Genomic DNA, 24,598 nt, shown 5'->3' with positions numbered 1-24,598 from the left:
TTCCGGGGTCTCTCTCGGCCACGAGGTGATGCTCAGGACATGCGAGAGATAGCAGAGCATCTGACCACCGGTGAGCGCGTCGCCTGGTACCGACACCGACGTGGCCTTTCCCAAGAAGTCCTGGCTGGCCTTGTCGGACGCACCACGGACTGGCTGAGCAAAGCGGAAAACAATCGGATCGAGCTCGACCGCCTGTCGGTGATCACCTCACTCGCCAAGGCCCTCGACGTCTCCCTCGGAGACCTGCTCGCTGAACCGACCCTCCTGGAGTGGTCGAACGACAGCGGGCGCCGCACGGTCCCCGCCCTGCGCGAAGCCCTCATGGACTACAAGCAGCTCACCCCCCTGCTGGGACCCCCACCCGACGACGAGCCGCCCGCTCTGGGGGACTTGCGGGCCAACGTGAAAGAAGCCCTCGACGCCTATCAGGTCTCGCGCTACGGCTTCGCCACTCGACGACTTCCCCTCGTTCTGGCCGATGCCCTTGCCGCATCCCGCGCGTACGCAGGGCGCGGAGGAGAGGAGGCCCATGCCCAGCTCGCCTTGGCCTATCACGGTGCGGCAATGGTGCTAGGCAAGGTCGGAGAGTCGGAACTGGCGTGGATCGCCGCCGACCGTGGCCTTGCGGCCGCGCAGCAAAGCGGCCGGAACACGGTGACAGGATCACTCTTCCGAGCGGTTACGCACTGTCTGATGGCTACCGGTCGCTTCACGGCCGCGATCCAACTGGTGAACGATGCGGCAGCCGTCATGCAGCCCGGCCTGGGCACCGCGGACGACGAGTACCTCTCCGTCTACGGCACGCTCTTTCTCGCCGGTGCCATGGCGGCCGCCCGAGCAGAGGACCGGGCGACCACGCAGACGTTCCTTCGGGAAGCCGACGAAACCGCACAACGACTCGGTGCCGATGCCAACCACATGTGGACAGCCTTCGGCCCGACGAACGTGGCCATCCATTGCGTAGCAACCTCCGGAGAGCTCGGAGACATCCAGGTAGCCGCGGATCTCGGGCAACGCATCGACACCAGTGGCTTGCCCGTGGAACGACGTGTGCGGCACAGCATGGAAGTCGCCCGAGCACTCAGCGCCTGGAACCGGACCGATGAAGCCCTGGCCACCCTGCTGGAGGCCGAACGAGTCGCCCCCGAACAGGTGCGCCACCACTACCTGAGCCGGGAACTGGTCATCGGCTGGGTCCGCGGTACCCGAGGCCGCCCGTCGCAGCCCGTGGCGGACCTGGCACGCAGGCTCGGCGTCGTTGGCAGTTAAAGTCCCTCCAATGAGTGAGAACGAGCACGAAGCGAAGATGGCCCACCCGCGCATGGCAGCCGGCGCCCTCTTCTTCGACGACGCCGACCGGGTCCTGCTCGTCGAGCCTTCGTACAAGAACTACCGCGACATCCCCGGCGGATACGTCGAGCAGGGGGAGTCCCCCCTGCAAGCCTGCGTGCGCGAAGTCCATGAGGAACTGGGCATCGATCCCGGCATCGGCCGCCTGCTCGTCGTGGACTGGGCACCGAACCCAGGAGAGGGCGACAAGGTCCTCTACCTCTTCGACGGAGGCCGCCTCAGCGCAGGCCACCGCCAGCAGATCGCACTGCAGGCCGACGAGCTCCGCAGTTTCGACTTCCACCACGCGGAACAGCTGCCAGACCTCACCATCCCCCGCCTTGTACGCCGAATCACTGCTGGCATCCAGGCCCGTGCCAATGGCGCAACTGCGTACCTGGAACACGGAACGGCGCCGGACACGGCGTCGTAAGCCGAGTACGCCACCCGCTCTGTCACAGGAGGCATCGGGCGCGCGGCAATCCAGCTGGTGAACGACGCGGCAGCCGTCATGCAGCCGGAGTTGGGCAACGCCAGCGACGAGCACACCTTTCGAGCGGGGACCCGCCCGCCCGGTCGTGGCGACGCTCGGGCAGCAGAATGCGAGAACATCACCATTCTGGTTGTAGCCGCTCGACGGGACCGGTACGACGGTCACCATGTACCGATGGTCGCCGCTCAACGATCGACAGCTGGCCTTGCTCACCCGCATCGGAGAGGGAACGGATCCCGTTACCTCTGAGAGCCCGGAACTCGCCATCACCGCCCGTGCCCTCAAGAGCCGGGGCCTCATCACCATGCCCAAGCATGCTGGGAAGTGGCAGGCGGACATCACCGATGACGGTCACTTCTACCTGGAACACGGCCACCACCCGGACCGGCCCGAGCCAGCCCCGCGCAAGCAACGAGCAGTAGCCGCCGAACCGAAGCCGAAGGTTGCGGCACCTCCCCGTCGGCGGGCGGCACCCCCACCGGAGCCGAAGCCGACACCAACGCGTACAGCGAAGCCGCCACGGCAGTCGCCGGCGGAGGTCGGCGCGGCCCTAATCGCGGAGGTGCAGAAGGCCGGTCGGTTCCTTCGAATCCCGGACCCGAGCGCCGAGGAGCGGGCCCGCTATCGCCGGGCGTTCGACGCAGCGCGGCAGTGTGCGCCGGAGGGCTACCACCTGAAGTACAGCGGGCGGGCGAAGGGAGACTTCTTCCTCGGCCTCCTCCGGGTGACGGGCGAGGACGACACCGAGTGGAACCGGATCCGCCTGGCACGCAGCCGAGTGATCACCGACGTCGAAGACGTGATCGCGGCGGTCAGCACGGACCACAGCGCCTTCGAGATCTCGGATGAGGTACTCCCACGGGTGGTCTCCCTTCTTCGGCTCCTCGCCGAGCAGGCCCTCGCCCGGCATGGCGAGATCGCGGTGTCGAAGAAGCGCAGGCAGCCGAGGCCGCTGCTCACGGTCCATGGCAGGACGTACGAGATCAGTTTCAGTGAGGGGCAGAAACAGGTCCGGTACGTGCCCAAGCAGCCGGGAAAACGCACGTACGACTGGCAGCGGGTCACCGCGGCGCAGCGGTTCGAACCGTCCGGCGAACTGGAACTGGTCGTGAGCCAGGGCTCGGGCTACAGCAGCGGCTACCACTACGGCTGGAAGAAGGAGTGGGGCGACACAGCCAAGAAACCGTTGGAGGACCAGATCGGCTCGATCTTCCGGGCGCTGAAGGCCCGCGCGGAGGAAGAGGAGCAGGCTCGGCTGGCGCGGGAGGCGGAGCAGCAGCGTCTGCGTGAGGAGCGGGAGCGGCAGGAGGAGGAACGCCGCCTGCGAGAGGTCGAGGAGCAGGAGGAGCACCGTCGGCGGGAGGCTGAGGCGGAGGAGCGTACGCGGCGGGAGTGGGAAGCGGCGGTCAGCGTCGCGACGATCAAGGCAGTGGACGCCGTGCGGGTCGACCGGTTCGGCACCGCCTTGGCTCAGTGGCGGGCCGCAGGGGAGATGCGGGCCTTCTGCGCCGCGCTCGATGAGGCCGCCTCTGTCTCGGATGACGCCCACGAAGCCGGGCGGCTACGCGAGTGGTCAGCGTGGGGGAACGCGGAAGCCGACCGGCTCGACCCGACCGTGGCCGGCAGGGGTCTGACCGCCCACAGCCTCCACGCGGAGCCCACGGGCGACCAGCTACGGCCCTTCCTCGATGGATGGCATCCCCAGCGGCCGGAGAAAGAGAAGCCTCCGAAGAAGGAGGAACCCAAGGCGGAAGCCGAACCGCCCAAGCCGGAGCCGGAGCGGTGGCGCAGCTTCACCGACGAACGTCCGGATCAAGGCTGGAGATATGGATCCCGAGGTCGCGCTCAATGGTGGAGGCGATGACACCGTGCCCGCGGTCGCGTAGCGCCTTCACCGACTTCTCCACGAGCTTCCCGAGCCGGACGACCTCGTCGCGCAGGGCGACCAGCTCGTCGTAGCGATCCGCCTTGTCCTGACCGCACCACTCTCGGACGGTCCGCAGGACGGCCGCTTCCTCGTCCAGCTTGCGGTCGTCCCTGCGGCTGTAGGAGTACCAGGAGGACTGGGTGCGTTCCTGATCGACGGCCTGCTGCCTGCGGTCCACCTCGGGGAGGATGTCGTCGGCAAGACGGCCAGCCACGTGACGCGCGAGCCGCTCAGTGACCGGCCACCCAGCCAAACACTGCCCCTCGCGATTCTCGTGGACCATCGGATCGCCCCGAAGCTCTGCGGGCTCCATCCCGACAAGCCTGGCGCCTTCGTCGAGGCAGCTCATCTCCAAGATCCCGGCGTCAGCAGCGCCGCGCCGCAGGCGCAGCTTGCTCTTCGGGCGAACGAACCCAAGAACGAACCGCGCCGCCTCGAAGTCGGCACTGCCTCGGACGCTCCGCGACGCTTCGGCCAGCGCGAGCTCGCGCGCATCGTCCGCGCGGAACGCCTCGACGTCCTCCCAACGCGCCACGAGAGAATTCGGGTTGACCCACTCCTGCAGTCCCGCGTCATCACCTTCGAGAAACCGCACGTGGAGCCATCCAGACCTGCCGCTCCCACCCACCCGAACGATCTCAACGCGGCGAACCACGGCGCCCAGCTCCTTCGGCCTGGCGCGGTAGGCCCAGTTCTCACCAATCTCCATGTGCCTATTCAGCCAGGTCTGTTCCTCCCATCGCCCAGCCATTGCCCAAAGAAGGTCGATGCGTATGCATGGGCGACCGGAAGCCAACGGTGTCCGGTCAGCACACCTAGGGCGCGGCCGCGAGCAGCGTCTCCCCGACGACCATGGCCCGCCAGAGTTCCGGCACGCAGTTGAGCAGCAGCCGCAGCCGCCGCTGCTCGTTCGACAACAGCCAGCTAAGAAGGATTCGAGCTGTCAGCGACTGCTTCAGCTCGAACGCAGAGTCCACGGCAGCCATCCCCTCCAGGGCCGCTTCAAGCCGCCCACGCGCCTCGTTGGAGCCGTGCACGAGGTAGTTCCTCGCCTCCTTCAGCACGGTGAACCGCAGGATCGCCCCGTCCCCCACAGAATCGAGCTCCGCCTGCACATCGGCCCTTACCCAGCCGTCGGTGACGCGTGGGTCGCACCCTCCGAGCTTGTCGAGGTACATGTCGGTCAGGACCTCGCTGACTGCAGGCGGGCGCTGAGTCAGCGCCGTCCGGTGCTTCGCACGGAGTGCAGGATCGGCGAGCCGTCGCCTGACAGCCGACCCGTCCACCGCCACGATCGCTCGAATCCAGCCCCGGCGCCGAAATTCAAACTCTTGCAGGAACGACTTAAGGAACCGCTCCAGGTGGGTGGACCGGTCCGCAGGCCGAAGCTCGCCCAAGGCTACGAGGACCCGTTCGATCTCCTGCTGGGCGTGGTGCAGCGCTGTCGCCGCTTGTGGAGTGCCGACCCGCTCTCTCGTCCGGGGGGCGGGTATCGCGGCCCCGCCGGCGATCGCGGCCCGCTTCGCAGAGGTCCACCCGCGGTAGTAGAGGCGTACGGACACTGCGGACGGGCGCCTGCGACCGGACCGTTCTTCCGCCTCAACCCAAGAGGCGTACCCCTCGAAGGTGGCCGGACTGCCCGCGGACTGGGCGTCGCGAAGGAAGTCCTCGACGGCCGCAAGATAGTCCCGGGGCTCGAACAGCAGCAGACCCTCGGGCCGCCCCCGGGAATCGGGGGTGAGGCCGAGGGCGACCTGTGCCTTTGCCCAGGCCCCCTCACCCAACCGCTTCATGACGGTCTGACTGGTGGGCGGCCACGGCCTGGCACCCTTGTTGGACTCCATGCCGAGTTCTTCCAGCACGGACTCCCGTCGCGCGTTGTAACGCGCCGCGGATATGCCGACCTCTGCCCCGGACCGTACGAGTTCCTGAGCGGCGTGGATCAGGCCGAGGATCTCCGCGACTACCATCGGCTCGACTCCCTCCCGCAAGAGGGCTTGACCCGTCTCCTCCATCTCATCGAGATCCATCCCCTGCGCCGCTCCGTGCCGGTTGCCCGTCAGCCCCTGCTCTCGGGCGAGCGCGTACCAAACGGCGGCCTCGATCGCCGTAGTCGAGAAGGCGAACTCCTGGACATCCATATCGAAGAGCACCTTGGCGTTGGCGATCGCTTCACGCACCACTACCGCGGCGACCTCGGGGAACAGGAGAGCAAAGCGCGCTTCGACATCGCTGCGGCTGGCTCCCCCTTCCGCCAGCTTGGCAATGCCCTCGCGATGTATCGCCAGAAATTCACTGACTTGGCTGGTCAGCTGCTCGGCTCGTGCCTCGCGCCGGGCGCTGCGGGCGTCCGATGCCGAGACGGCATCGCTCCTGTTGCTGACGATCTGGCGTACCCGCTCCCGGGAGACACCGAACGTCTCCCCAATTTCCTGCAAGGTGCGACCGGCCGCGTACTGCCTGCACATCTCCAGATCACGGTCTCCGTTCGACCGCCTCATGTCGCCCACCCCTCCAGCGAACCGCGCACGCACGCCGCTTCGACCGCTCCGAACATCCCCTGGAGGCTATCTCCCGGCTACGACAGCCCTCGAGTGAATGGAAGATCAGCGGCCCACCATGCGTGAGCGACGCTTTAGCGAACGGTGTGGCAGAGGCCGTCCGGCGCTAGACCCAGCGTCAGGAAAGACGCCCCTGCCCAGGTGAAACCGGACTGCGGTGGCCCAAGCAGCCATGTCGATCCCGAAACCGCCGGGACTTTCGATCCAATGGTTCCGGATACGAGGCACAGCGGACCTACAAGCGACAGGGAAGGCGCCACCAGCACTACTGCCCTGGAAGGCTCTCCAGCTCACGGGCACGGTGCCATCAATGCGCCCCCAACGCCACGCCGACCAGCAACAACCGCTTGATCTCAGAACACCCGCTCAACACATCGCTCCGCTGCAGGTCAGAACACCCCTGGGCCGCCCCGAGCCTCCAGACGAATTGCTGCGGCGTGCGGGTGTAGCCGTCGCCCAGGTCGCTCTCGTTCAGGAGCCGCTTCCTCAGTGCAGTCGAGGACATCGGCGCGGGCGCCGTGGAACGAACCATGGGCATCGCCCACATCGAACGCCTCGTACACATCCGCGAGCGCATCGCTCAGGCGGGCCGCTACGACATCGCTCACGCCAGCTTGCTGCGCTTCAGCGGGGCAGGCCCCAACAGCAAGGCACTCGCGGCCGGCGAGATCGCGAGCATTCAACTCATCGGCCTGGCACGTCTCTACGGCTAGTCGTGAGCTACAGGCATGTCAGCCAGGCTCGGAAGCACAGACCCCGGTGAGCTGCTGTCGATGGATCAGGGATCAAAGGCTGTAGCGAAGCGGGGAGCGCCATCGGTCGCCGACGTGCTGCCCGCAGACGCGGCAAAAGCATGGCAAGAAGTCTGGCCGCGAAGTGTCATTCACATAATTACCGCTACACAAGGGAGAGTTGAGGATCTGCGAAGCACTCTTCGCAGCCGCCCGGGTGTAGAGTTGGGTCTATCGAGGCCCGGGGATCCGGGTTTCGCATGTGGTGCCGGGGGGGATGGGTGCGCCCTCCTCTGCTGCGGCATCGCGGACAGGAAGCGTGGAACCCATGCACAGCCGCACCGCCCAACCGGGCGCCAACCAAGCAAGGCGGTGCGGCCCAACCGTCCCCTCACAGGGGCAGAAGGGCAATCCTTATGAGAACTGCCAACGTCCATCATGCCTGGACCTGGCCTTCGCAAGCCAGGAAGACAGTGGTGACGCTTGTCGTGATCATTGTCTTGGGCTTGGCCGCGGCTGCCATGACGGGACACGGCCGCGCCGCCCTGACCGCGGTCATCCTGGCCATGCTGGCCGTGGCGGCGGAGGAGCTCCTACGCGCGGCTCTGCGGTACTGGGTGCGCGCCACCTAATCCACGACGACACACGAAGGACGGGTCGAGCTGTGCACGGAAGCCGAAAATCCATGGCTCCGCATCACGCTTGGGGCGACGCCCAGAGCAAGTGGATCCCATTGGGGCATCTGAGCAGCGTGACGGCCGGCCCGTCCGGTTCTCTGTTGGACCACCTGCACGACGGCCCCGAGGGGGTGCCGGTCATTGCACCACCGGACCTCACAGAACACTTCACCGTGGACTCCCGGCGGATTCGCCGGGTGCCCTTGAGCCAGGCCGAGCGGCTTGCCCGGTTCGCGCTGCGCGAGGGTGACCTCGTCGTCGTGCGGCAGGGGACGCTCGGCCGGCTCGCACTGATCGGCTCCGAGCACACGGGCTGGTTCTACAGCTCTTCCTGTCTGCGCATCCGTCCACATCGCGACCTTGTGCTGCCTGCCTACCTGGCCGCGTACCTGACGCACCCTCCCGTGCGCAGAGAACTGCTGGGACGGGCACTTCCCGGCACGGTTCCTTCGCTCAACTCGGCGATGCTGAATCAGCTGCCGGTCACCATGGTCGCGATGGAGCGCCAGCAAGCTGTCGTCGAGGCTCTCGCCGACATCGACGAGCAGGTCAGGATTCAGCGGGAGATGGCCGCCCGTCTGGAGGCCATTCGACCATCGGTCTTCGACGAGCTGACTAACAGGCGGCCGAACCAGTGAACGAGATGCGTGTCAGGCCACTGACCATCGAGCAGCTTGAGAAGTTCCTCTCTCAGGCCGCCGACATCCTACGTGGTGCCCTGCGGGCCTCGGACTACCACGAGGTCATCGCGCCACTGCTTGTTCTCAAGAGGGTGTCAGACCAGCCCGGGCTGCTCACGGTGCCGGACCTCGCCCGCTGGTCTCACGTCGTTGCACACCGTCCCCTCGAACTGGGAAACGCACTCAACAAAGCACTGTGGTCATTGGAAGAGAGCAATCCAAGAGAGTTGGAGGGGCTCTTCGACCGGATCGACTTCAACAGGCGGATTCCCGGTCCGTCCACACTCCAACGGCTGATCGACCACTTCCACCAGTTGCGGCTCAGTGACGACTACCTTGAGTTCCCTGATGTGCTCGGCCGTGCCTACGACGGCTTTCTCGGTGCCGTCTCCATGTCCGAAAGGAGAAGCGGGGAGTTCTACACCCCTCGTGCCGTGTGCAGTCTTCTGGCGGAACTTGTGAGACCGCAGGAGGGTCATTCTGTATACGATCCCTGCGCGGGCTCGGGCGGCATGCTTCTCCAGGCGGCGCACCACGTCGATCAGCATTGGGGGAGCGAAGCGGATCTCGCCCTGTACGGGCAGGAGAAGAACGACACAGCATGGTTTAACGGCACGTTGAACCTCTTCCTGCACAGCATCAGGGATGCTTCTGTGTCCAGCAGCGACTGCCTGGCCAATCCCCTGCTTGAATTGGGGCGACTCAGGCAATTCGACCGCGTGCTCACGGCACCACCATTCTCGATGAACTATGTCGGGCACGAGGTCAGCCACCCGGAGCGCATGAGGTACGGCTGGACACCGGAGGGCGGCAAGAAGGCCGACCTGATGTTCGTCCAGCACGCACTCGCTGTTCTGCGTCCCGACGGTGTCGGGGCCGTGGTCACTCCTCACGGAGTGCTCTTCCGGGGCGGTGCTGAGGCCGACATCCGCCGAGGGCTCATTGAGGACGGTCGTCTCGAAGCAGTGATCGGCATCGGGCCGAACGTCTTCCACAACACGGCTCTGCCAGCCTGCATCCTGGTGTTGAGGGGGGCCCAGGGTCTACCGACGGACCGGCGCGGTGGTGTTGTCTTCATCAACGCCGAGCACGAAGTTGCCTCAGGACGGCAAAAGAACCGGCTGGACCCGCAGCATGTGGAGAAAATCGTCGAAGCCTTCCAAGGCTGGAAGGACGTCCCTGGCTTCGCGCGTGTCGTCTCACTGAACGACATCGCGGCACACGACTTCGACCTCAACATCCGGCATTACATCGACGCCGACCAGCCTGCGGAGCCCCTGCTGGATATCCGAGCGGCACTGACAGGCGGCGTCCCGAAGAGGGAAGTCGATCCGGCAAGACAGAAGTTCCGTGCCTTCGGTATCGATCTCGACGATCTGTTCCGGCCCAGTGGACCCCACTACCTGGACTTCCTCACGGAGGGGTACGAGGCGACCGCGGGCTGCATTCCAGAGCTGGCTTCTGATCTGGAAGAACGGTTCATCTCCCGCTCCAGAGAATGGTGGCAGCAGCAGAATTATCATTTCGCTGATGTGGCCGGCACAAACCATCTGTTCACCTCCAGGCTGCGCTCCCGGCTTCGCTCATCGCTCTGTGCAGAACTCCTGCCTCTGGGAATCTTGGACGAGTACCAATTGGCCGGCTCCCTTGCGTCGTGGTGGTCAGACCACGAGGACGACCTCAGAAGTCTCAACCACCGCGGCTTTACTGGTGTGGCCGACCGATGGAATAACGCTCACCCGACCGGGTTGGACACCTCGTGCCTCCCGTCCCACTCAGCGCTCGCGCGCGTACTCGACGCCCTGGGGGACGACCTCTGCTCACGCATCAGGCAGCTTGTCGTCACGGAACGGCAGAAGCTGGTCGACACATATCTCTCATGGGGAGATCGGTACGCGACCTCGTTGGCCGACCTTGAGCGACGATACGAAACCGCAGCAACTCGACTCAAAGCCCGAATGACAGACCTCGGCCATATGTGATCGCCAGGGAAGTCATTGCCCCGGCCCGGTCTCAGTTCTGGTCTCATTCACCCCCGTTCAACACCGTCCAGCACCCGCCCGACGCCTCGCTCTGCCGCAGGTCAGAACGTTCCCGACCTTCCGCGTACCCCCAGACGAACATTTGGAAAGCGTGTTGGGGGCAACCCCTCACGAGTTCGAATCTCGTATCCTCCGCCATTGCTCTCACCGGGCAATACGTCGAAGGGCCCCACCGCTTGCGGTGGGGCCCTTCGACGCTTCTCAGCCCTCGTTGTCCTGGTCTTTGTCCACAAGCGCTGTTGCCGGGGTTCCCCAGATCGCCGCGCCGATCTTCCGGGCCACTTCCTTCAACAGGTGGTCGGGGACATGGAGATACCGCGCCGCATCCGTGCGGCCCCGCCCGGTTCCCAACCCGCGATCTGGTCGATCACCCGGGCCGGGACGCCCAGCACCATGAGCACCGTTCCGGCCTTGTGCCGGACGTCGTGCAGTCGGGCCGTCCAGGTGGCGGGCGAGGACCGAGGTCCGGTAGGCCATCGCTGATCAGGTGATCCAGACTCCAGCGATCAAGGAGTTCCCTCACGAGGTGGGCGACCAGGCGGCTCTCCAGATCGGCCGGGCCGACGTCGTGGGCGGTGACGATGTGGCGGCTGTGCGCACACATGAGACCGAGGGGCCCGACCCCATGTCGGGCCCCTCGGTCGTTTTGCTTCACGGAACGCCCTCGGCGGGGTTCAGCGGCACAGGGCGGTGCCCACGGCGCGTTCGGGATTCCTCCGGCCCGCCTCGTCGGTGAGCTGCATGGTGACCGCGACGTTGGCGGCGCGGCCGTCGTCGGTGGCGCCGCCCCGGGTCTCGTACCCCGGGAAGCTGCCGCCGTGGCCCCAGAAGAGGCCGCCGCACGGCAGCGGCCTGCTGACGAGTCCAAGTCCGTAGCGGGCGCCGGGGCCGAAGGTCGCTTCGGCGGGGACGGTGGAGCGTATCTGGGCGAGCTGGGCCGAGGGCAGGAGGCGGCCGGCCAGGAGTGCGCTGAAGAAGCGGTTGAGGTCGGAGCCGGTGGAGACCATCTGGCCTGCCGCCCAGCCCCAGGAGGGGTCGGTCTCCGTGATGTCGCACAGCGGCACGTCCGCCGATTCCCGGTAGTAGCCGTGGGGGTGGGGCTCCCGAATGCTCACGTCACCGGGGGCGGGGAAATAGGTGTGGCACAGCCCGGCGCGTCGGACGACGCGCCGGTCGATCTCCTTGGCGAGGGGGCGGCCGGTGACCTTCTGGACGACCAGGCCGGCGAGCACGTAGTTGGTGTTGCTGTACTTCCAACTCGTCCCGGGGGCGAAGTCGGCCGGGTGCTGGAGGGCTGTGGCGAGCAGTTCGCGGGGGGTGTAGTACCGGACGTCGTCCCCGAGGTGGTTGCTGTAGTTGGGGAGTCCGCTGGTGTGCTGGAGGAGCTGGCGGACGGTGATGCGGCGCCCGTCGATCCCCTTTCCGCGGACGAGGCCGGGCAGGTAGGTGTCGACGGAGGCGTCCAGGTCCACCCTCCGCTCCGCGACGAGTTGGAGGACGACGACCGCGACGAAGGTCTTGGTGTTGCTGCCGATCCGTACCTGGCCGTCCCTGGGCACCTTCGAGCCGGTGGTCAGGTCGCCCACTCCCGCGGTGTAGGTGCGGATGCGGCCGTCACGGTCCTGGACGCTCGCCAGCGCGGCGGGCATCCCGTCGTCGCGCACCAGCGCGTTCAGGCTCTGCTGGACGGCGTCCGGCCTGGCGGCAGAGACGGCGGGCGGGGCGAGGGCGCCCAGCGTCATGACGCCGATGGCCACCGCGACCGCGGCCGGCAGAGCCCGTCGCCGCGTGCCCTGCTGCCGGCCCGGCGAGCGAAGCCCTTGCCGTGTCTGTCCACGCATGAGTCAACTCCTGAGGAATCGTTGGACCGTTGTTCGGGCTTGCCGGATTTCCGGGTGCGTGATTCAGCCGCACAGGGCCCTGTCCACGGCGTCCTTCACGTGCTGCGTGGCTGCCTTGTCCGTCGGAATGTTGGTGACCGCGACGTTGGCGGCGCGGCCGTCGTCGGTGACACCGCCCCGGGTCTCGTACCCCGCGATGTCGCCGCCGTGGCCCCAGTAGACGCCGCCGCACGACAGCGGCCTGCTCGTGAGCCCCAGCCCGTAGCGGAGGCCGGAGGTCCCGGCGGGGACGGTCGTGCGCATCTCGGCGAGCTGGGCCGCCGGGAGGAGGCGGCCGGCGAGGAGCGCGGTGAAGAAGCGGTTGAGATCGGAGTTGGTGGAGATCAACTGACCTGCGGCCCAGCCTACGGAGGGGTCCATCTCCGTGAAGTCGCGCAGCGGTGTGTTCGCCGGGTTGCGGTGGTAACCGTGGGGGTGCGGCTCTCGGATGGTCATCTCGCCGGGGGTGGGGAAGTAGGTGTGGCGCAGCCCGATGCGCTTGATGATGCGCCGGTCCATCTCCTCGGCGAGGGGGCGGCCGGTGACCTTCTGGACGACCAGGCCGGCCAGGACGTAGTTGGTGTTGCTGTACCCCCACGTCGTCCCCGGAGCCGCGTCGGCCTTGTACCGGAGGGCGATGTCGAGCAGCTCGCGGGGCTCGGAGTACCGGTTCCTGATCTCGTCGTCGTCGACGTGGATGCCGTACTCGGGGAGTCCGCTGGTGTGCTGGAGGAGCTGGCGGACGGTGATGCGGCGCCCGTCGATCCCCTTTCCGCGGACGAGGCCGGGCAGGTAGGTGTCGACGGAGGCGTCGAGACCGATCTTCCCTTCGCCGACCAGCTGCAGGACCACGACCGCCGTGAACGCCTTGGTGTTGCTGCCGATCCGTACCTGGCCGTCCCTGGGCACCTTCGAGCCGGTGGTCAGGTCGCCCACTCCCGCGGTGTAGGTGCGGATGCGGCCGTCACGGTCCTGGACGCTCGCCAGCGCGGCGGGCATCCCGTCGTCGCGCACCAGCGTGTTCAGGGCCTGCTGGACGGCGTCCGGCCTGGCGGCGGCAGCAGCGGAGTCCGAGGCGGAGGCGGCGGGCGGGGCGAGGGCGCCCAGCGTCATGACGCCGATGGCCACCGCGGCCGCGGCCGACACGGCTCGTCGCCGTCTGCCGCCCTGCTGCCGGGTCGAGGAACGAAGGCCCTGCCGTGTCTGAGCACGCATAAGGCAACTCCTGGGGAATCGTTGGGTCGAGGCACGATCCTGGTTTCCAGGGCCCGCTGACCGCATCGCGGGAAGGCGGGAGAAATCGCTCCCCCGATCGGGGGAGGCTGCCGGGGGGCCGCCCGGCGATACTGGCGCCCATGATCAGGGGAATCCGGCCGCTGCTGCGCGGCTCCACGTACGCGGGTGTGCTGTTCGCCTATTGCGGCGCGCTGGCGAGCCTTCCGCTGCTGCCCTTAGCCCTGTTGCCGGCGCTGTCGTGGCGATCCGCTTCCGAGAGCGTGCAGATCGTCCTGGTCCTGTTGGTCTGGGCGGTACTGGTCGGCGTGGTCGGCCTGGCGCGCCCCGTACGACGGGCGCTGGTCGTGTCGGCCCGCCGGCTGTTGCGGGTGCCGCTGCCGAATCCGGTGGCCGGTCGCCGGCCCTCCGGTTCACTCGGCCTCGACCGCTGGCGGACCCCGCTCTGGCTGGTGCTGCACGTGGCCGTCGGCTGGACGGGGGCGCTGGCGAGCGGGGTGCTGTTCATCATGGGCCTCTCCCTGCCGGGGAACTGGCTCGGCGCCGAGGCGCGGGCGAGTCTGTTCGGCACGTCGGTCCGGGTGTCGGGCGGGTGGAGCTGGGTGGTGGCGGCCGTGTGCCTCCTGCTGGCGGTGGCCATCTGCGTACTGGTGACGAAGACCCTGCGGTGGGCGGCGCCACGGCTGCTGGGGCCGTCGGCGGCCGAACGGCTCGCGCTGGCCGCCGAGCGGGAACAGCTGCTGGCCGAACGCAACCGGATTGCCCACGAGTTGCACGACTCGATCGGGCACACGCTGACGGCGGCCACCATCCAGGCGGCGGTGGCCGGCGAGGCGCTCTCCGCCGACCCGGCGACGGCGCGGGCCGCCATGCGCAGCATCGAGGAGTCGACGCGGGCCGCGCTGGAGGACCTGGACTACGTGCTCGGAGTGCTGCGCGAGGAACAGTCGGGGACGGAGCCGACCCGGACCCTGGCCGACCTCCCCGAGCTGCTGGACCGCCTGCGGCACGCGGGCGCGGTGGTGGAGCCGGAGCTGTCGGGCGACCTCGCGCAGGTGCAGCGGACGCTCTCCCGGGCGGCGTACCGCATCCTCCAGGAGGGGCTGACGAACGCGCTGCGCCACGGGGCGGGCGGCCCGATCGTGGCCCGGGTGGCGGCCGGGCCGGACGGACTGGATCTCACGGTGGTCAACCGGACCGGGGCACGGACGGGCCCGGGCCCGGGGGCCTTCCCGACCTCCGGCCACGGTCTGCCCGGACTGGCCGAGCGCGTCCGGCTGCTGCACGGTGAGTTCCAGGCCGGCCCGGACGGGACGCAGCACTGGCGGCTGGCCGTCCGGCTGCCGGCACGGGCGTCGGCGTGAGTGGTTCCGACGCGGGCGAAGCCGTGGCCCTCCCCCCTGTCACCGGCCCCGCCGTCACCCTCCTGATCGCGGACGACGAGGAGGTGACCCGCAGCGGCCTGCGCATGCTGCTCGCCGCACAGCCGGGCATCACGGTGGTCGGCGAGGCCGCCGACGGCGTCGAGGCGGTCGAACGGGCGCAGAGCCTGCGGCCGGACGTGGTCCTGATGGACGTCCGGATGCCGCGTCGCAACGGGATCGAGGCCACCCGCCAACTGCTGGCCGAAGCGGCCGACCCGCCGAAGGTCGTGGTGATCACCACCTTCGAGAACGACGGCTACGTCACCGCCGCCCTCAGCGCGGGCGCCAGCGGCTTCGTCCTCAAGCGCCTCCCGGTCCGTCAGATCGCCGAGGCGGTCCGGGTGGTGGCGGCGGGCGAAGCGGTCCTCTTCCCGGCCGCACTGGGCCGCATGGTCGCCCCCCGCCCGCTGGGCTCCGCCCAGGCCCTGCCGCACGCCGCCCTGACCGGCCGGGAGGAGGAGGTGCTGCGCCTGATGGCCACCGGGCTCTCCAATCCGGAGATCGCGGAGTCCCTCACGGTGAGCCTGGAGACGGTCAAGACCCACGTCGGGAACGTGCTGACCAAGCTCGGCGCGCAGAACCGGACCCATGCGGTGGTGATCGCGTACGAGTCCGGCCTGGTGGTCCCGGGTTTCGCCGGCTGACCGGCTTCCGCCCCTCTTCGCGGTCGCCCGCAGGCTGCTCAGTACCCGCCGCGACGTGACTCCGCGGCTACTACGTTCCGCGGACGGTTCTCTTGTCATGCGCAGGCCCCGGTCCCGGCTTCGCATTCCGAAGACGGCCCCGCAGGGAAGCCAGGCCAGAAGAGTCCTGGCCTGGCTTCCGCCTGCGCGCGGCGGACGGTCGTCAGGCGGCGACGGCCAGGCGCGGATGGCTTGCCTGTTCCTCGGCCAGGGCTACGGCGGTGTCGAGGAGTGCCTGGGCGCCCAGGACGAGTTGGTGGTCGGGGGTGTGCTCCAGGACGTTGTGGCTGACGCCGGAGGTGCTGGGCACGAAGATCATCCCGGTGGGGACATGGGCGCTCATGACGCTGGCGTCATGGCCCGCGTAGCTGGCCATCCGCGTGACCTTGTCGCTGCTCCTGAGGCAGGTCTGCTCGATGGTGCGAACGATCTCCGGGGCGAAGGAGGCGACGGGCTTGGCCGATACCCGCACGATCTCGCAGGAGCAGTTCTCCTCCTCGGCGATGCGCGCGAACCGCTCGCCCATCGCGCTTCTCGCGGCCGCCAGCAGGTCGTCGGAGACACCGCGGATCTCCACCTGAAGGCTGGCCTGGCCGGGGACGACGTTGGCGGCGCCGGGGCTGAAGGAGCAGGAGCCGACGTTGGCGATGAGCCCTTCGCGGTCGGTCTCCTGGCACAGGGGCATGAGTGCGGCCGCGGCACGGGTCGCCGCACGTCCGGCGTCGGCGCGCAGGTGGAACGGCGCGGCGCCGGCGTGGTTCTCCTGGCCCTTCATGACGACCTCGTAGCGTTCCACGCCCACGATGCCGGTGACGGCGGAGAGGTCCAGGCCCGCCGCTTCCATCCGCGGTCCCTGCTCGACGTGGAGTTCGAGGTAGGCGCTGATGTCGCGGATGTGCGGGCTGTCGCACAGCGCGGTCGAGCCGCCCAGGCCGCCGTTCGATCCGGGGGTGACGCCCTCCTCGTCCCAGAAGGCCACGATCTCTATGTGCTCGGCTGCGGGGTGGCCGGCCGCGACGAGCGTGCGCAGCACTTCGATGGCCGCGACGACGCCGTACGCGCCGTCCAGGTGCCCCGCTCCGGGCACGGTGTCCGCGTGCGAACCGAGCAGCAGCCAGGGCCCCTTGCTGCCCGGGGTGCGGCCGAACACGTTGCCGATCTCGTCCCGGTGCCCGGTGAGTCCCGCCACCTGCATGGTCTTGCTCAGCCAGTCCCGTGCCGCCAGGTCGGCCCTGGAGCCCGCGACACGGTGGATACCGCCTTCGGGGCCCTGTCCGATCTGGGCGAGGTGGGTCAGCTCGGTGAGCAGGCGCGGGGCGGAGATGGCCGGGTTGTTCATGACTGTTCCCCCTGGGACGAGTTCGGTGAGTGCGGTGTGGTGTGGCGCGGTGCCGGCGTTCCTGGTCGGTGGAAGCGGGCACTCCGGTGTCCGGGCGGTGAGGCGCCCGTGATGACGGCGGTCCGTCAGGTGCGCTGCATGGCGCGGGAGCTGAGCGTGACCCCGATGATGATCAGCCCCATGCTGATCAGCTGGGCGAGGTTGAGGCCGTCGCCGAGGGTGAAGTAGGCGAGGACGGCGACGATCGCGGGTTCGAGGTAGTAGACGATGCCGGCGCGGGCGGCCCCGACCGTGGCGATGGCCTTGTTCCAGGCGAAGTAGGCGACGGCGGACGACAGCACACCCACGTAGAGCAGGGCGGCGACCGTGCCGGTGTGGACCGGGAAGCTGCCGTGGGCGGTCACGTCCCAGGCGTAGGCCGGTGTGAGGAAGGCCGTGCCGAGCACGAAGGTGGACAGCAGCAGGCTGAGCCCCGAGATGTCCTGCGGCGTGCGGCGGAGCATGAGGCTGTACCCCGCGAAGGTGGTCATGGCGGCGACCATCCACAGGTCGCCGGCGGAGAAGCTGAGGCCCAGCAGCGTCGCCAGGGACCCCTTGGTGATCAGTACGACGATGCCGATCAGGGACAGGGCGGCTCCCGCCCAGCCGGCGGCTCCGGGCTTCTCCCGCCACAGCAGCCGGGCGCCCACCATGATCACCAGAGGTGAGGCGGCCGCGATCAGGGCCATGTTGGTGGCCGGGCTGGTCTGTCCGGCCGTGTAGATCAGCGTGTTGAAGAGCGTGACGCCGAGCAGCGCGACGACCGACAGGAATCCCAGGTGGCGACGGACGACGGGCCAGTCGCGGCGGAGGTGCGGTATCGCGAAGGGGGCTACGGCCAGCATCGCGATCACCCAGCGCCAGAAGGCCAGTTGGACGGGCGGGATGGCATGGGCCATGCCGTCGGCGAGCACGAAGTTTCCCGACCAGATGACGGTGGCGACCGTGGCCAGGATCATGCCCTTGCCCGCGGCGGGCATCAGGGACCGGCGCCGGGGCCGGGTGGTGGCGGGTTCGTAGGTGGCGGACGCGGACGTGGATTCCGCGGAGAGGGTGGTCATGCGACAGTCCTTCGGAGGAACGGGGCGGGGTGGGCGAAGAGTTCGGCCTGACGGGCCGCGGCCTGGGCGGCGTCCAGGGTCGGGTAGGGGCGTGCGGTGGTGAACGCCTCGACGGCGCGGTCCGTCAGGCCGTAGGGCAGCAGAAGCGCGTCGATGCCGCTGCGGGGGAGCGTGTTGAGCCACCGCAGCCGCACCTGCTCGACGCCGTGGCCGGTGAGACGGCCCCACATGCGCAGCCGCGCCAGGCCGCCGGGCCCGGACAGGTCCAGCCGGATGTGGGTGGCGGGCCGTGGCCGCCCCACGGAGAAGCGGTGCCGGCTGCCGGGCCGCGGGGCGGCCGCCTCCAGGAGCGGGAACCAGGTGTCCGGAGCGTGGGCGTCCGCGGTCGTGGCGTCCATGGCGGACACGGAGACCTGTGCGGCGGGCGGACGGCGCAGCCCGCGTGTGTCCACCTCGATGTGCTCGACGACCGCGTGGGCGGCGAGCCGCCATTGGGCCCAGGCGTTGCCGCCGCTCCATGACGGCGACGACGGCTCCCAGCCCGTACCGGAGGCGCCGGCCCCGGTGAGCGTCTGCGGCCCCGTCCGGGGCGGCGTCGGCGGGACCGGCTCTTCCCAGGGGGCGCCCGAGTGGTCGAGCAGCACGGCGCCGGATTCCCGCGCCAGCACGTCGACGGTGCGGCCTTCCAGCAGGGAAGGGGCGGGGACCACTTCTCCCAGCACCCGCACCCCGGAGACCGGTTCCGGCGGGCTGAGCAGCACGCGCACGTGGGTCCAGCGCTCCGGGGCCACGACGTCGAGCACCGCGGTGGGACGGTCCCGGAGCGGTACGCCCTGCGTCAGCGTGGACCACCGGGCGGTGCCGGCGAAGTCCGGGCCGGCCCGGTGCACGGCCGCGAGGGACGCCCCCTGGGCCGTCGCCACGGCGCGGGACCCGGCCGCGTCCGCCGGCAGATCGAGTGCCACCCGGTGGACCACGCCGGCGTGGTGCAGGCGGACCGTCGTGCAGCCGTCCTGCGCGGCGGGGTCCGTTTCTCCGCTGCCGAGCGGCGCTGCGCCCAGGTCCAGCAGCGAGACAGGGGTGGTCACGGGTTCTCCTCGGTCGTGCGGCGAGTGCGGCGGGCGGTGCTGCCCGTCCGTTCGGAACGCCCTCAGCTTCGACCGAGCACAACCGTTAGGTCCATCTCATAAAGCCATCCCAATCATTCAGTTGAATTGCACGATCTCTCACATGGCGGGATGCAGCCTGCGCCGCTCCTCGGCGACCGCACGCAGACACCGCACGACCTCCTGAAGCCGCGGTGCCACTTCGGCGCCCCGGCGCACCGCGCCGGTCACATGCCTGCGCGGCCGGTCGGCCGCCAGGACGCGCACCCGCACGCCGGGCCGTCGCACGTCCACCAGGCGAGGGATCAGCGCCACCCCCAGCCCCGCCTGCACCAAGGACAGGATCACCCCCCAGTCCGCCGCGTGATGGGCCGGGCGCGGCACGAAACCGGCAGTCGCACAGACCGCCAGCGTGATCTCGCGCCAGGGCCCGGACGCTCCGTACACCCACGGCTCGTCCGCCAGGTCCGCCAGCCGGAGCCCGGTCTTGTCGGCGAGCCGGTGCCCCGCCGGCAGGGCCACGTCGAGGGGGTCGGCCAGCAGCGGGAAGTGGGTGAACCTCGCGTCGGGATCGGTGTGCGCATGCGCCGCGAGCGACAGACCCAGGTCGATGTCCCCCTGCTCGAGCAGCGAAGAGACGTCCGCCGCCTCCGCCTCCCGGATCTCCACCCGCAGGGTGGGACGCGACTCCCGCAGCAGGTCGAGCGACGGGAGCAGCAGCGTCTCCACCCCCGTGGCGAAGGAGCCCACCCGGACGACGCCCGCCGCACCCCCGAGGTACGCCTCGACGTGCGCCTCCGCCTGCTCCAGCTGCGCGAAGACCGTACGCCCGTGTTCGAGCAGGATGTACGCCAGCTCGGTCAGCCGGACCCTGCGGCCCACCGGTTCGACCACCGCTCCGCCAACTTGCCGGCCGAGCGCGGCAAGCGCCTGCGACACAGCGGAGGGAGTCATGGACAACGCCTGCGCGGCAGCGGTCACAGTCCCCTGCCGCTCCAGCTCCCGCAGCACGCGGAACTTCCGCAGATCCCAGTCAATCATTCAGTGGAATTTACGATCAGCGCTGGGAGAGATCAACGGGGCTGGGTCCGGGGGAAGCCGCGAGCAATGACCCTCCGCTTCGCCTCAGGTGTCGACCTCCCCGCCGGCGAACCGTGCCCCTGCTTCGATGTCGTCGTAGCGCACCCGCACTTCCTGGATGCCGAGTTCACGCATCAAATCCGAAAGCCGCACCACGTACCGTCGCCCGGCCCTCCGCACCGGGCAGGGAAAGTCACCATTCCTGGCCTGCCGATACGCGGTGGTCGGGCTCAGGTTCAACGCCTCGGCAGCCATGCGCAGACCGACCTCGGCCGGAAGTCCGAATACCGCCGAGAAAGCCACGGACTCGTCACGATGGCGATTCACCGTCAGACCCCCGCATCTCGAACAGGCAAGGCTGTCCGCTCGACTCGCACGGCGTGCGGTGGACACCGGCACGCGACTGACGTTGTTGAGACCGGCTGTGTCGGCGCACCTGGCGTACATGTGCCAGGAGGCCCATGCGATAGGCCAGCGCACCCAGTCGTTCGCCCTGTGCCCGTTGAGCAAGTGCGCCAGACAACGCGTCGACGCGTATGACCTCGCGCAGCGTGGCGGTGAACGGCTCCTGCACCGTCTCCTTCCGCGCCGATTCCCGTTCCCCGACTTCCCCGACGAGCGTCTCCTTCGGGCTGCGCCTGCCGGTTTGCCACCCGGCGGCGAACGCCGCATCAACCAGGTGTTCCTCGATGTTCGTTGCAGCCACGTTCTCGATGGCCCGCGCAGCTTCCAACACCCCGAGTAACAGCGCGGAGCCGACATCGGCCGGCTCGGCGCCCGTACGGCGGGCGATCGCGTACGCCGCTCCCCTCAAACGGGGCGCGAGCAGCCACGCAGTGATCAGCGCCCAGTCCCTGTCGCCCCGATTCTCCGTCTCCTGGCACAGGTGACAGGCGATGTGCCGCCAAGCAGCGGTTCGTTCGGGGCACCCAGGTTCACCCTGGACAGCGCGAGACTTCAGACCCGCCAGGGTAGTTCCCTCTCCGCCACAGAACGGTGTAGAACGCCAGACTGCATGCCCGCACAGCAGCACTGTGTCGGCGTACCGGTCCTCCACAGATCGGCAGATGCGGGTGAAGACATCGTGTGCCGGGGACATGGTCACCGCTCCCCTCCATCACGAGCCGGGTCGGGGTCTTCCTGCCCCGGTCCATCGGAGCCCGACCAGGGCGTCTCATCAGCTTCGGACACCGTGCCGTCCGGCGTGACCTGCCAGTTCCCGGCCCGGGAGGGCGGTGTCCCGTAGCTCCGGTAGCCGTCCGGCTCACCCTCGTGCGGAGGCTGCGTGTGGGCGCTGCCGGCAGCCGATGGCTGATCCGGCGGGCAGTCCTTGAAGGAGCCGGCGGAGGTCGCACCTCCCTCTCGCCCTTTCGCGCGCATATTCCTGCGGATGGTCTCCGCAGCCTCCGGTCGCCCCACCGCATCCGACATCTGCGCGAGACGATGCAGGAACGCCGCGCCTTCGACAGACCCCTCCGCGATCCCCATACTGTCCATCAAGCTGGACAGTTGGTCGCTCATCGAGGGCTGCCGTTCCTCTGTCGGCCGGCTGGAGTCACCGCCCGGCAAGGCATCCTCGCCGATTGGCTCCGGGTGGCCGAACCCACCCGTCGGATCTTCCTCGGTCGAACCACTGCACGCCTGGAACAGGTCGCGGTATTCCTCTGGAATCTCCTCGTCGTTGGCGGCGGCAGACAGAACCGTCAAGGGGGCGATCATCTCCACCGCACGTTCGATCTGATCGTCGTGGCGGGCCATCCACCAGACCACCGCGCTTCCGGGGCTCTGCAGAACGTCGTCACCGAGGTACTCGCGGACATTGCGCTCGTGCTGCCGACGGCTTTCCCAGGTGCCCACGGCTTTGCGCAACCCGTCCAGTTCATCGAGATGCTCGCGGTCCTTCTGGCGCAGGACGAGCCGGATGTCGGTGGCGAACGCGACCACCTGTCCCTCCTCATCAGGAGCAGGCATGCCCAATGCGCCCTCCATGGAGTGCTCCAGGAACGTGCAGCGGTTGGGGTGCTCCGCCGATGTCATCCGCTGTACGCGTCGAAGGACGGACGTCGAGGCCAGGGCAGCAGGGTTGCCGTGCGACCACGAGGCGCCCTCGTCGGCGAGCCGCCACCAAACCGTTGCCGAGAACAGGAACGGGCAGTCCGCGACGGAACTCTCAACCGGCACCACGACCACCGAAGCCTCCTGGTAGGGGCTCTCGGCGGGGGGTTCCGACGTTGTCTCTCCCGGCTCGGGGGCCTGAGCGAAGCGCCCTCCTTCCGGACGCGGTACCCGCATGTCGATCAGGAGGGCGCCGGCGCAGAGCGCAGGGAGCAGAAACCACACCCAGATCGGCCAGTCGAGAGCGGCTCCCATCGTCAGCACAGCGACCAGAAGACCAGCGGACAGGAAGCGTGTGATGTGATGGGTATTCATATTCTCTCCCTGGTGGCTCGTGTATCTGGACCGGAGGAGACGTTCCCGATTCCTTGCGCAAGGTCGATTTCCCGACGGAACGCCTCTGCGGTCCGCGTCCTGTCCTCGCGTTGTGCCTGCCCGACGGCTTCGGTGACCGGCGAGTCGGCCCACTCGCATGTCGTCACGTAGAGGTGGTTCAGCAGTTCTCGGTCACCCGAGGCCGCCAGCAGCAGAGCGCCGAGAGTCCGGTCACCCTCTTCTCCTCGCGCCAGCCGGGTGAGCCAGCGCTGTACGACCGGACACCAGGCAGCGGCCGGCCTCCCTCCCATGACCGCTCGCCACGCCAGCGTGAATTCCCGCCAGGGAGGCTCAATCCGCAGTCCAACGGGGTCCAGCAGAGCCAGAAGGACATCAAGGCTCCCGTTCTCCGGCCTCCCTCCTGGCAACAGCGGCAATACCGAACGCACGTACAGCCGACGGTTCTTCCGGGCCAGTTGCAGCAGCGCCGAACGAGCCTCTTGCACAAGCGCCTCGGGAACCTCCCGGCGGAGTGCGAGGTGGCGAAGCCTGACCACGGCCTGTTCTGGGTGAGTGGCGGCAATGACGTGCCGACAGACGCCGATCAGGACGCGTGCGAGATCGGGATTCAGGCGCGCTGCCGTCGCCCACTGGTAGACGCGGGAACGGAAGCGGGACCCGTACTGCTCATGGCTGAGGCCCAGTTCCAGCGTCGTCGCGGCCGCAGCGCTCAGCCGGCCTCCTGCCGAGGGCTGAGTCCATTTCTCAACGAGCACACAGAGATCATCGGGTCGGCCTGATGAGAGAGCCTGTTCGGCGAATCGGCCCACGATACGCCTACGGTCTTCCGGGCCCAGCTCCGGGATTGCCGTGCACTGTTCCACCCAGTCCCGGAAGCCGGGGCGCAGGTCGGGAAAGTTCTCCCAGAAGTGCCGTCGGACAGCATCGTCGTAGGCGAGCCCTCCGAACCTGACCCGCCCGTCGGCTTCCCGGACGAGAGACAGCTTCTCGAACTGCTCTCCCAGGCCCTCCTGCGCCAGCCTTGGTGTCTCGTCCCTCGGGTACCGCACGAGTTCCAGCAGCCGGCTCGCGGCGCCCATGACCGTGTCCGCTGCCGAGCCGCTCATCATGGCGGCCGCCAACAACAGTGCCCGCTCCGGACCTCCCCGGTGCTCCCGCATCTGTTGTGCCACCTGCTGCGACCAGTTGGTCGCAGCGGCCACGGCCTCATCCCGCCAGTGGGTGAAGTCCGTGCCGTACCGGGCGCTGTCCCGGGCTTGCGCCACCAGCTCCGCCAAGCGGTCGAGGTCCCGCATCGGCGCGGCGGCGAACATATGGGCTAACGCATCCGTGCTCAGCTGCTCATACTCGAACCGCACTCCCCGTACGCGCAGGTGCCTGCTCAAGACGGCCCGCCCGCGGGGCCGTTCGATGGCTACCGCCAGCGGGGCGAGCTCCGCATCCAGCATCCACTCCAAGTCGGCCGGGCAGACGGCGACCATGCGGGCCCCGTGCTCCTCGACGAGCGACCTGTACACCATGAGAGTGCGCTGCACAGCCGAGTACTCGTTCTCACCGACGCGGGAGAGGTCCAGCAGGTAGCAGTCCCCGGGCGACGGTTCAGGGGCTCCCTCCTCCAGGTTCGACTGCAGTTCCTCGATCCTGCCATCGGGTACCGAGGCTTCCTCCAACAGCATCGTCGCTGCCGCGCGCCGGCCCGACCCGGGCGCGCCCTGCAGGATCACCACGGCACCGGGCTGCGTCAGCCGATCAGCGGCCCGACCGTAGCCGCGTGGACGTATGAAGCACCTGGCGAGTCGGAGCCGGTGCTCCCGTACGATCTGCAGCCGGTTGATGCCAGCCCTGACCAGCGGTTCTTCGCT

22 protein-coding genes and 1 pseudogene are annotated in these 24,598 nt (G+C 68.7%); 9 read left to right on the top strand and 14 right to left on the bottom strand.

The annotated features are described in order from the left end of the window. Positions 1 to 39: 39 nt before the first annotated feature. The 3 genes from ACWC9R_RS01295 to ACWC9R_RS01285 all read left to right on the top strand — a co-directional run bounded on the left by ACWC9R_RS01295 (position 40) and on the right by ACWC9R_RS01285 (position 3,686). Entirely contained in the window at positions 40 to 1,269 is a 1,230-nt protein-coding gene (locus tag ACWC9R_RS01295) for a helix-turn-helix domain-containing protein (protein ID WP_450727802.1), read from the top strand. A 10-nt stretch (positions 1,270 to 1,279) separates the two neighbouring features. After that, entirely contained in the window at positions 1,280 to 1,762 is a 483-nt protein-coding gene (locus tag ACWC9R_RS01290; protein WP_450727800.1) for an NUDIX domain-containing protein, read from the top strand. Positions 1,763 to 1,988: 226 nt separating this feature from the next. Beyond that, positions 1,989 to 3,686: a PE-PGRS family protein gene (locus tag ACWC9R_RS01285; protein ID WP_450727798.1), complete on the top strand. Its 1,698-nt coding sequence runs from the start codon at positions 1,989 to 1,991 to the stop codon at positions 3,684 to 3,686. On the opposite strand, the gene ACWC9R_RS01280 is transcribed toward ACWC9R_RS01285, so the two are convergent. The 3 genes from ACWC9R_RS01280 to ACWC9R_RS01270 all read right to left on the bottom strand — a co-directional run bounded on the left by ACWC9R_RS01280 (position 3,616) and on the right by ACWC9R_RS01270 (position 6,848). Next, complete coding sequence (locus ACWC9R_RS01280) at positions 3,616 to 4,458, bottom strand: PE-PGRS family protein (RefSeq protein ID WP_450727796.1); 843 nt, start codon at positions 4,456 to 4,458, stop codon at positions 3,616 to 3,618. The genes ACWC9R_RS01285 and ACWC9R_RS01280 overlap by 71 nt on opposite strands. Positions 4,459 to 4,564: 106 nt before the next feature. Continuing rightward, positions 4,565 to 6,217 carry a sigma factor-like helix-turn-helix DNA-binding protein gene (locus tag ACWC9R_RS01275; RefSeq protein WP_450727794.1) on the bottom strand — a complete coding sequence of 551 codons (1,653 nt, stop codon included), beginning with the start codon at positions 6,215 to 6,217 and terminating at the stop codon, positions 4,565 to 4,567. A 400-nt stretch (positions 6,218 to 6,617) separates the two neighbouring features. Further along, positions 6,618 to 6,848: a hypothetical protein gene (locus ACWC9R_RS01270; protein WP_450727792.1), complete on the bottom strand. Its 231-nt coding sequence runs from the start codon at positions 6,846 to 6,848 to the stop codon at positions 6,618 to 6,620. Between ACWC9R_RS01270 and ACWC9R_RS01265 the strand changes: the two genes are divergently transcribed. The 4 genes from ACWC9R_RS01265 (at position 6,841) to ACWC9R_RS01250 (ending at position 10,380) form a co-directional block, all read left to right on the top strand. Next, on the top strand, positions 6,841 to 7,023 hold the full coding sequence (locus tag ACWC9R_RS01265) for a hypothetical protein (RefSeq protein WP_450727790.1): 183 nt from the start codon (positions 6,841 to 6,843) through the stop codon (positions 7,021 to 7,023). The two genes, ACWC9R_RS01270 and ACWC9R_RS01265, sit on opposite strands and share 8 nt — an antisense overlap. A gap of 506 nt (positions 7,024 to 7,529) precedes the next feature. Then, on the top strand, positions 7,530 to 7,673 hold the full coding sequence (locus ACWC9R_RS01260; RefSeq protein ID WP_450727788.1) for a hypothetical protein: 144 nt from the start codon (positions 7,530 to 7,532) through the stop codon (positions 7,671 to 7,673). Positions 7,674 to 7,726: 53 nt separating this feature from the next. Beyond that, positions 7,727 to 8,356 carry a restriction endonuclease subunit S gene (locus tag ACWC9R_RS01255; RefSeq protein ID WP_450727786.1) on the top strand — a complete coding sequence of 210 codons (630 nt, stop codon included), beginning with the start codon at positions 7,727 to 7,729 and terminating at the stop codon, positions 8,354 to 8,356. Positions 8,357 to 8,361: 5 nt separating this feature from the next. After that, positions 8,362 to 10,380, top strand: coding sequence for an N-6 DNA methylase (locus ACWC9R_RS01250; RefSeq protein WP_450727896.1), 2,019 nt, complete (start codon positions 8,362 to 8,364; stop codon positions 10,378 to 10,380). Positions 10,381 to 10,641: 261 nt separating this feature from the next. On the opposite strand, the pseudogene ACWC9R_RS01245 reads toward ACWC9R_RS01250, so the two are convergent. The 3 genes and pseudogenes from ACWC9R_RS01245 to ACWC9R_RS01235 form a co-directional block, all read right to left on the bottom strand. Then, a pseudogene (locus ACWC9R_RS01245) lies at positions 10,642 to 10,874 on the bottom strand (site-specific integrase); the annotation flags it as partial. A 240-nt stretch (positions 10,875 to 11,114) separates the two neighbouring features. Next, entirely contained in the window at positions 11,115 to 12,281 is a 1,167-nt protein-coding gene (locus ACWC9R_RS01240; protein WP_450727784.1) for a serine hydrolase domain-containing protein, read from the bottom strand. Between the two features lie 63 nt (positions 12,282 to 12,344). Next, positions 12,345 to 13,535, bottom strand: a complete 1,191-nt coding sequence (locus ACWC9R_RS01235) for a serine hydrolase domain-containing protein (protein WP_450727782.1) — start codon at positions 13,533 to 13,535, stop codon at positions 12,345 to 12,347. A gap of 140 nt (positions 13,536 to 13,675) precedes the next feature. Between ACWC9R_RS01235 and ACWC9R_RS01230 the strand changes: the two genes are divergently transcribed. After that, a complete protein-coding gene (locus ACWC9R_RS01230) occupies positions 13,676 to 14,917 on the top strand; it encodes a sensor histidine kinase (RefSeq protein ID WP_450727780.1) in 1,242 nt (413 codons plus the stop codon). A gap of 23 nt (positions 14,918 to 14,940) precedes the next feature. Then, positions 14,941 to 15,621, top strand: coding sequence for a response regulator transcription factor (locus ACWC9R_RS01225; protein WP_450727894.1), 681 nt, complete (start codon positions 14,941 to 14,943; stop codon positions 15,619 to 15,621). Positions 15,622 to 15,823: 202 nt separating this feature from the next. On the opposite strand, the gene ACWC9R_RS01220 is transcribed toward ACWC9R_RS01225, so the two are convergent. From ACWC9R_RS01220 to ACWC9R_RS01185, 8 genes are all read right to left on the bottom strand, one after another. Beyond that, positions 15,824 to 16,999: a M20/M25/M40 family metallo-hydrolase gene (locus tag ACWC9R_RS01220; protein ID WP_450727778.1), complete on the bottom strand. Its 1,176-nt coding sequence runs from the start codon at positions 16,997 to 16,999 to the stop codon at positions 15,824 to 15,826. Positions 17,000 to 17,124: 125 nt separating this feature from the next. Further along, positions 17,125 to 18,099, bottom strand: a complete 975-nt coding sequence (locus ACWC9R_RS01215) for a DMT family transporter (protein WP_450727776.1) — start codon at positions 18,097 to 18,099, stop codon at positions 17,125 to 17,127. After that, entirely contained in the window at positions 18,096 to 19,187 is a 1,092-nt protein-coding gene (locus ACWC9R_RS01210) for a hypothetical protein (RefSeq protein WP_450727774.1), read from the bottom strand. The genes ACWC9R_RS01215 and ACWC9R_RS01210 overlap by 4 nt, the downstream gene beginning before the upstream one ends. A gap of 138 nt (positions 19,188 to 19,325) precedes the next feature. Further along, entirely contained in the window at positions 19,326 to 20,246 is a 921-nt protein-coding gene (locus ACWC9R_RS01205; protein ID WP_450727772.1) for a LysR family transcriptional regulator, read from the bottom strand. An 84-nt stretch (positions 20,247 to 20,330) separates the two neighbouring features. Continuing rightward, positions 20,331 to 20,588, bottom strand: a complete 258-nt coding sequence (locus ACWC9R_RS01200) for a helix-turn-helix transcriptional regulator (protein ID WP_362603712.1) — start codon at positions 20,586 to 20,588, stop codon at positions 20,331 to 20,333. Between the two features lie 7 nt (positions 20,589 to 20,595). Further along, positions 20,596 to 21,384: a hypothetical protein gene (locus ACWC9R_RS01195; protein WP_450727892.1), complete on the bottom strand. Its 789-nt coding sequence runs from the start codon at positions 21,382 to 21,384 to the stop codon at positions 20,596 to 20,598. 2 nt (positions 21,385 to 21,386) lie between these two features. Then, positions 21,387 to 22,715, bottom strand: coding sequence for a hypothetical protein (locus ACWC9R_RS01190; protein ID WP_450727769.1), 1,329 nt, complete (start codon positions 22,713 to 22,715; stop codon positions 21,387 to 21,389). Then, positions 22,712 to 24,463, bottom strand: coding sequence for a hypothetical protein (locus tag ACWC9R_RS01185; RefSeq protein ID WP_450727767.1), 1,752 nt, complete (start codon positions 24,461 to 24,463; stop codon positions 22,712 to 22,714). Before ACWC9R_RS01185 ends, ACWC9R_RS01190 begins: the two co-directional genes overlap by 4 nt. Positions 24,464 to 24,598: the final 135 nt, after the last annotated feature.

It is taken from the genome of Streptomyces sp. NPDC001219, assembly GCF_053597915.1.
This window is presented reverse-complemented; position numbering and strand designations above follow the sequence as displayed.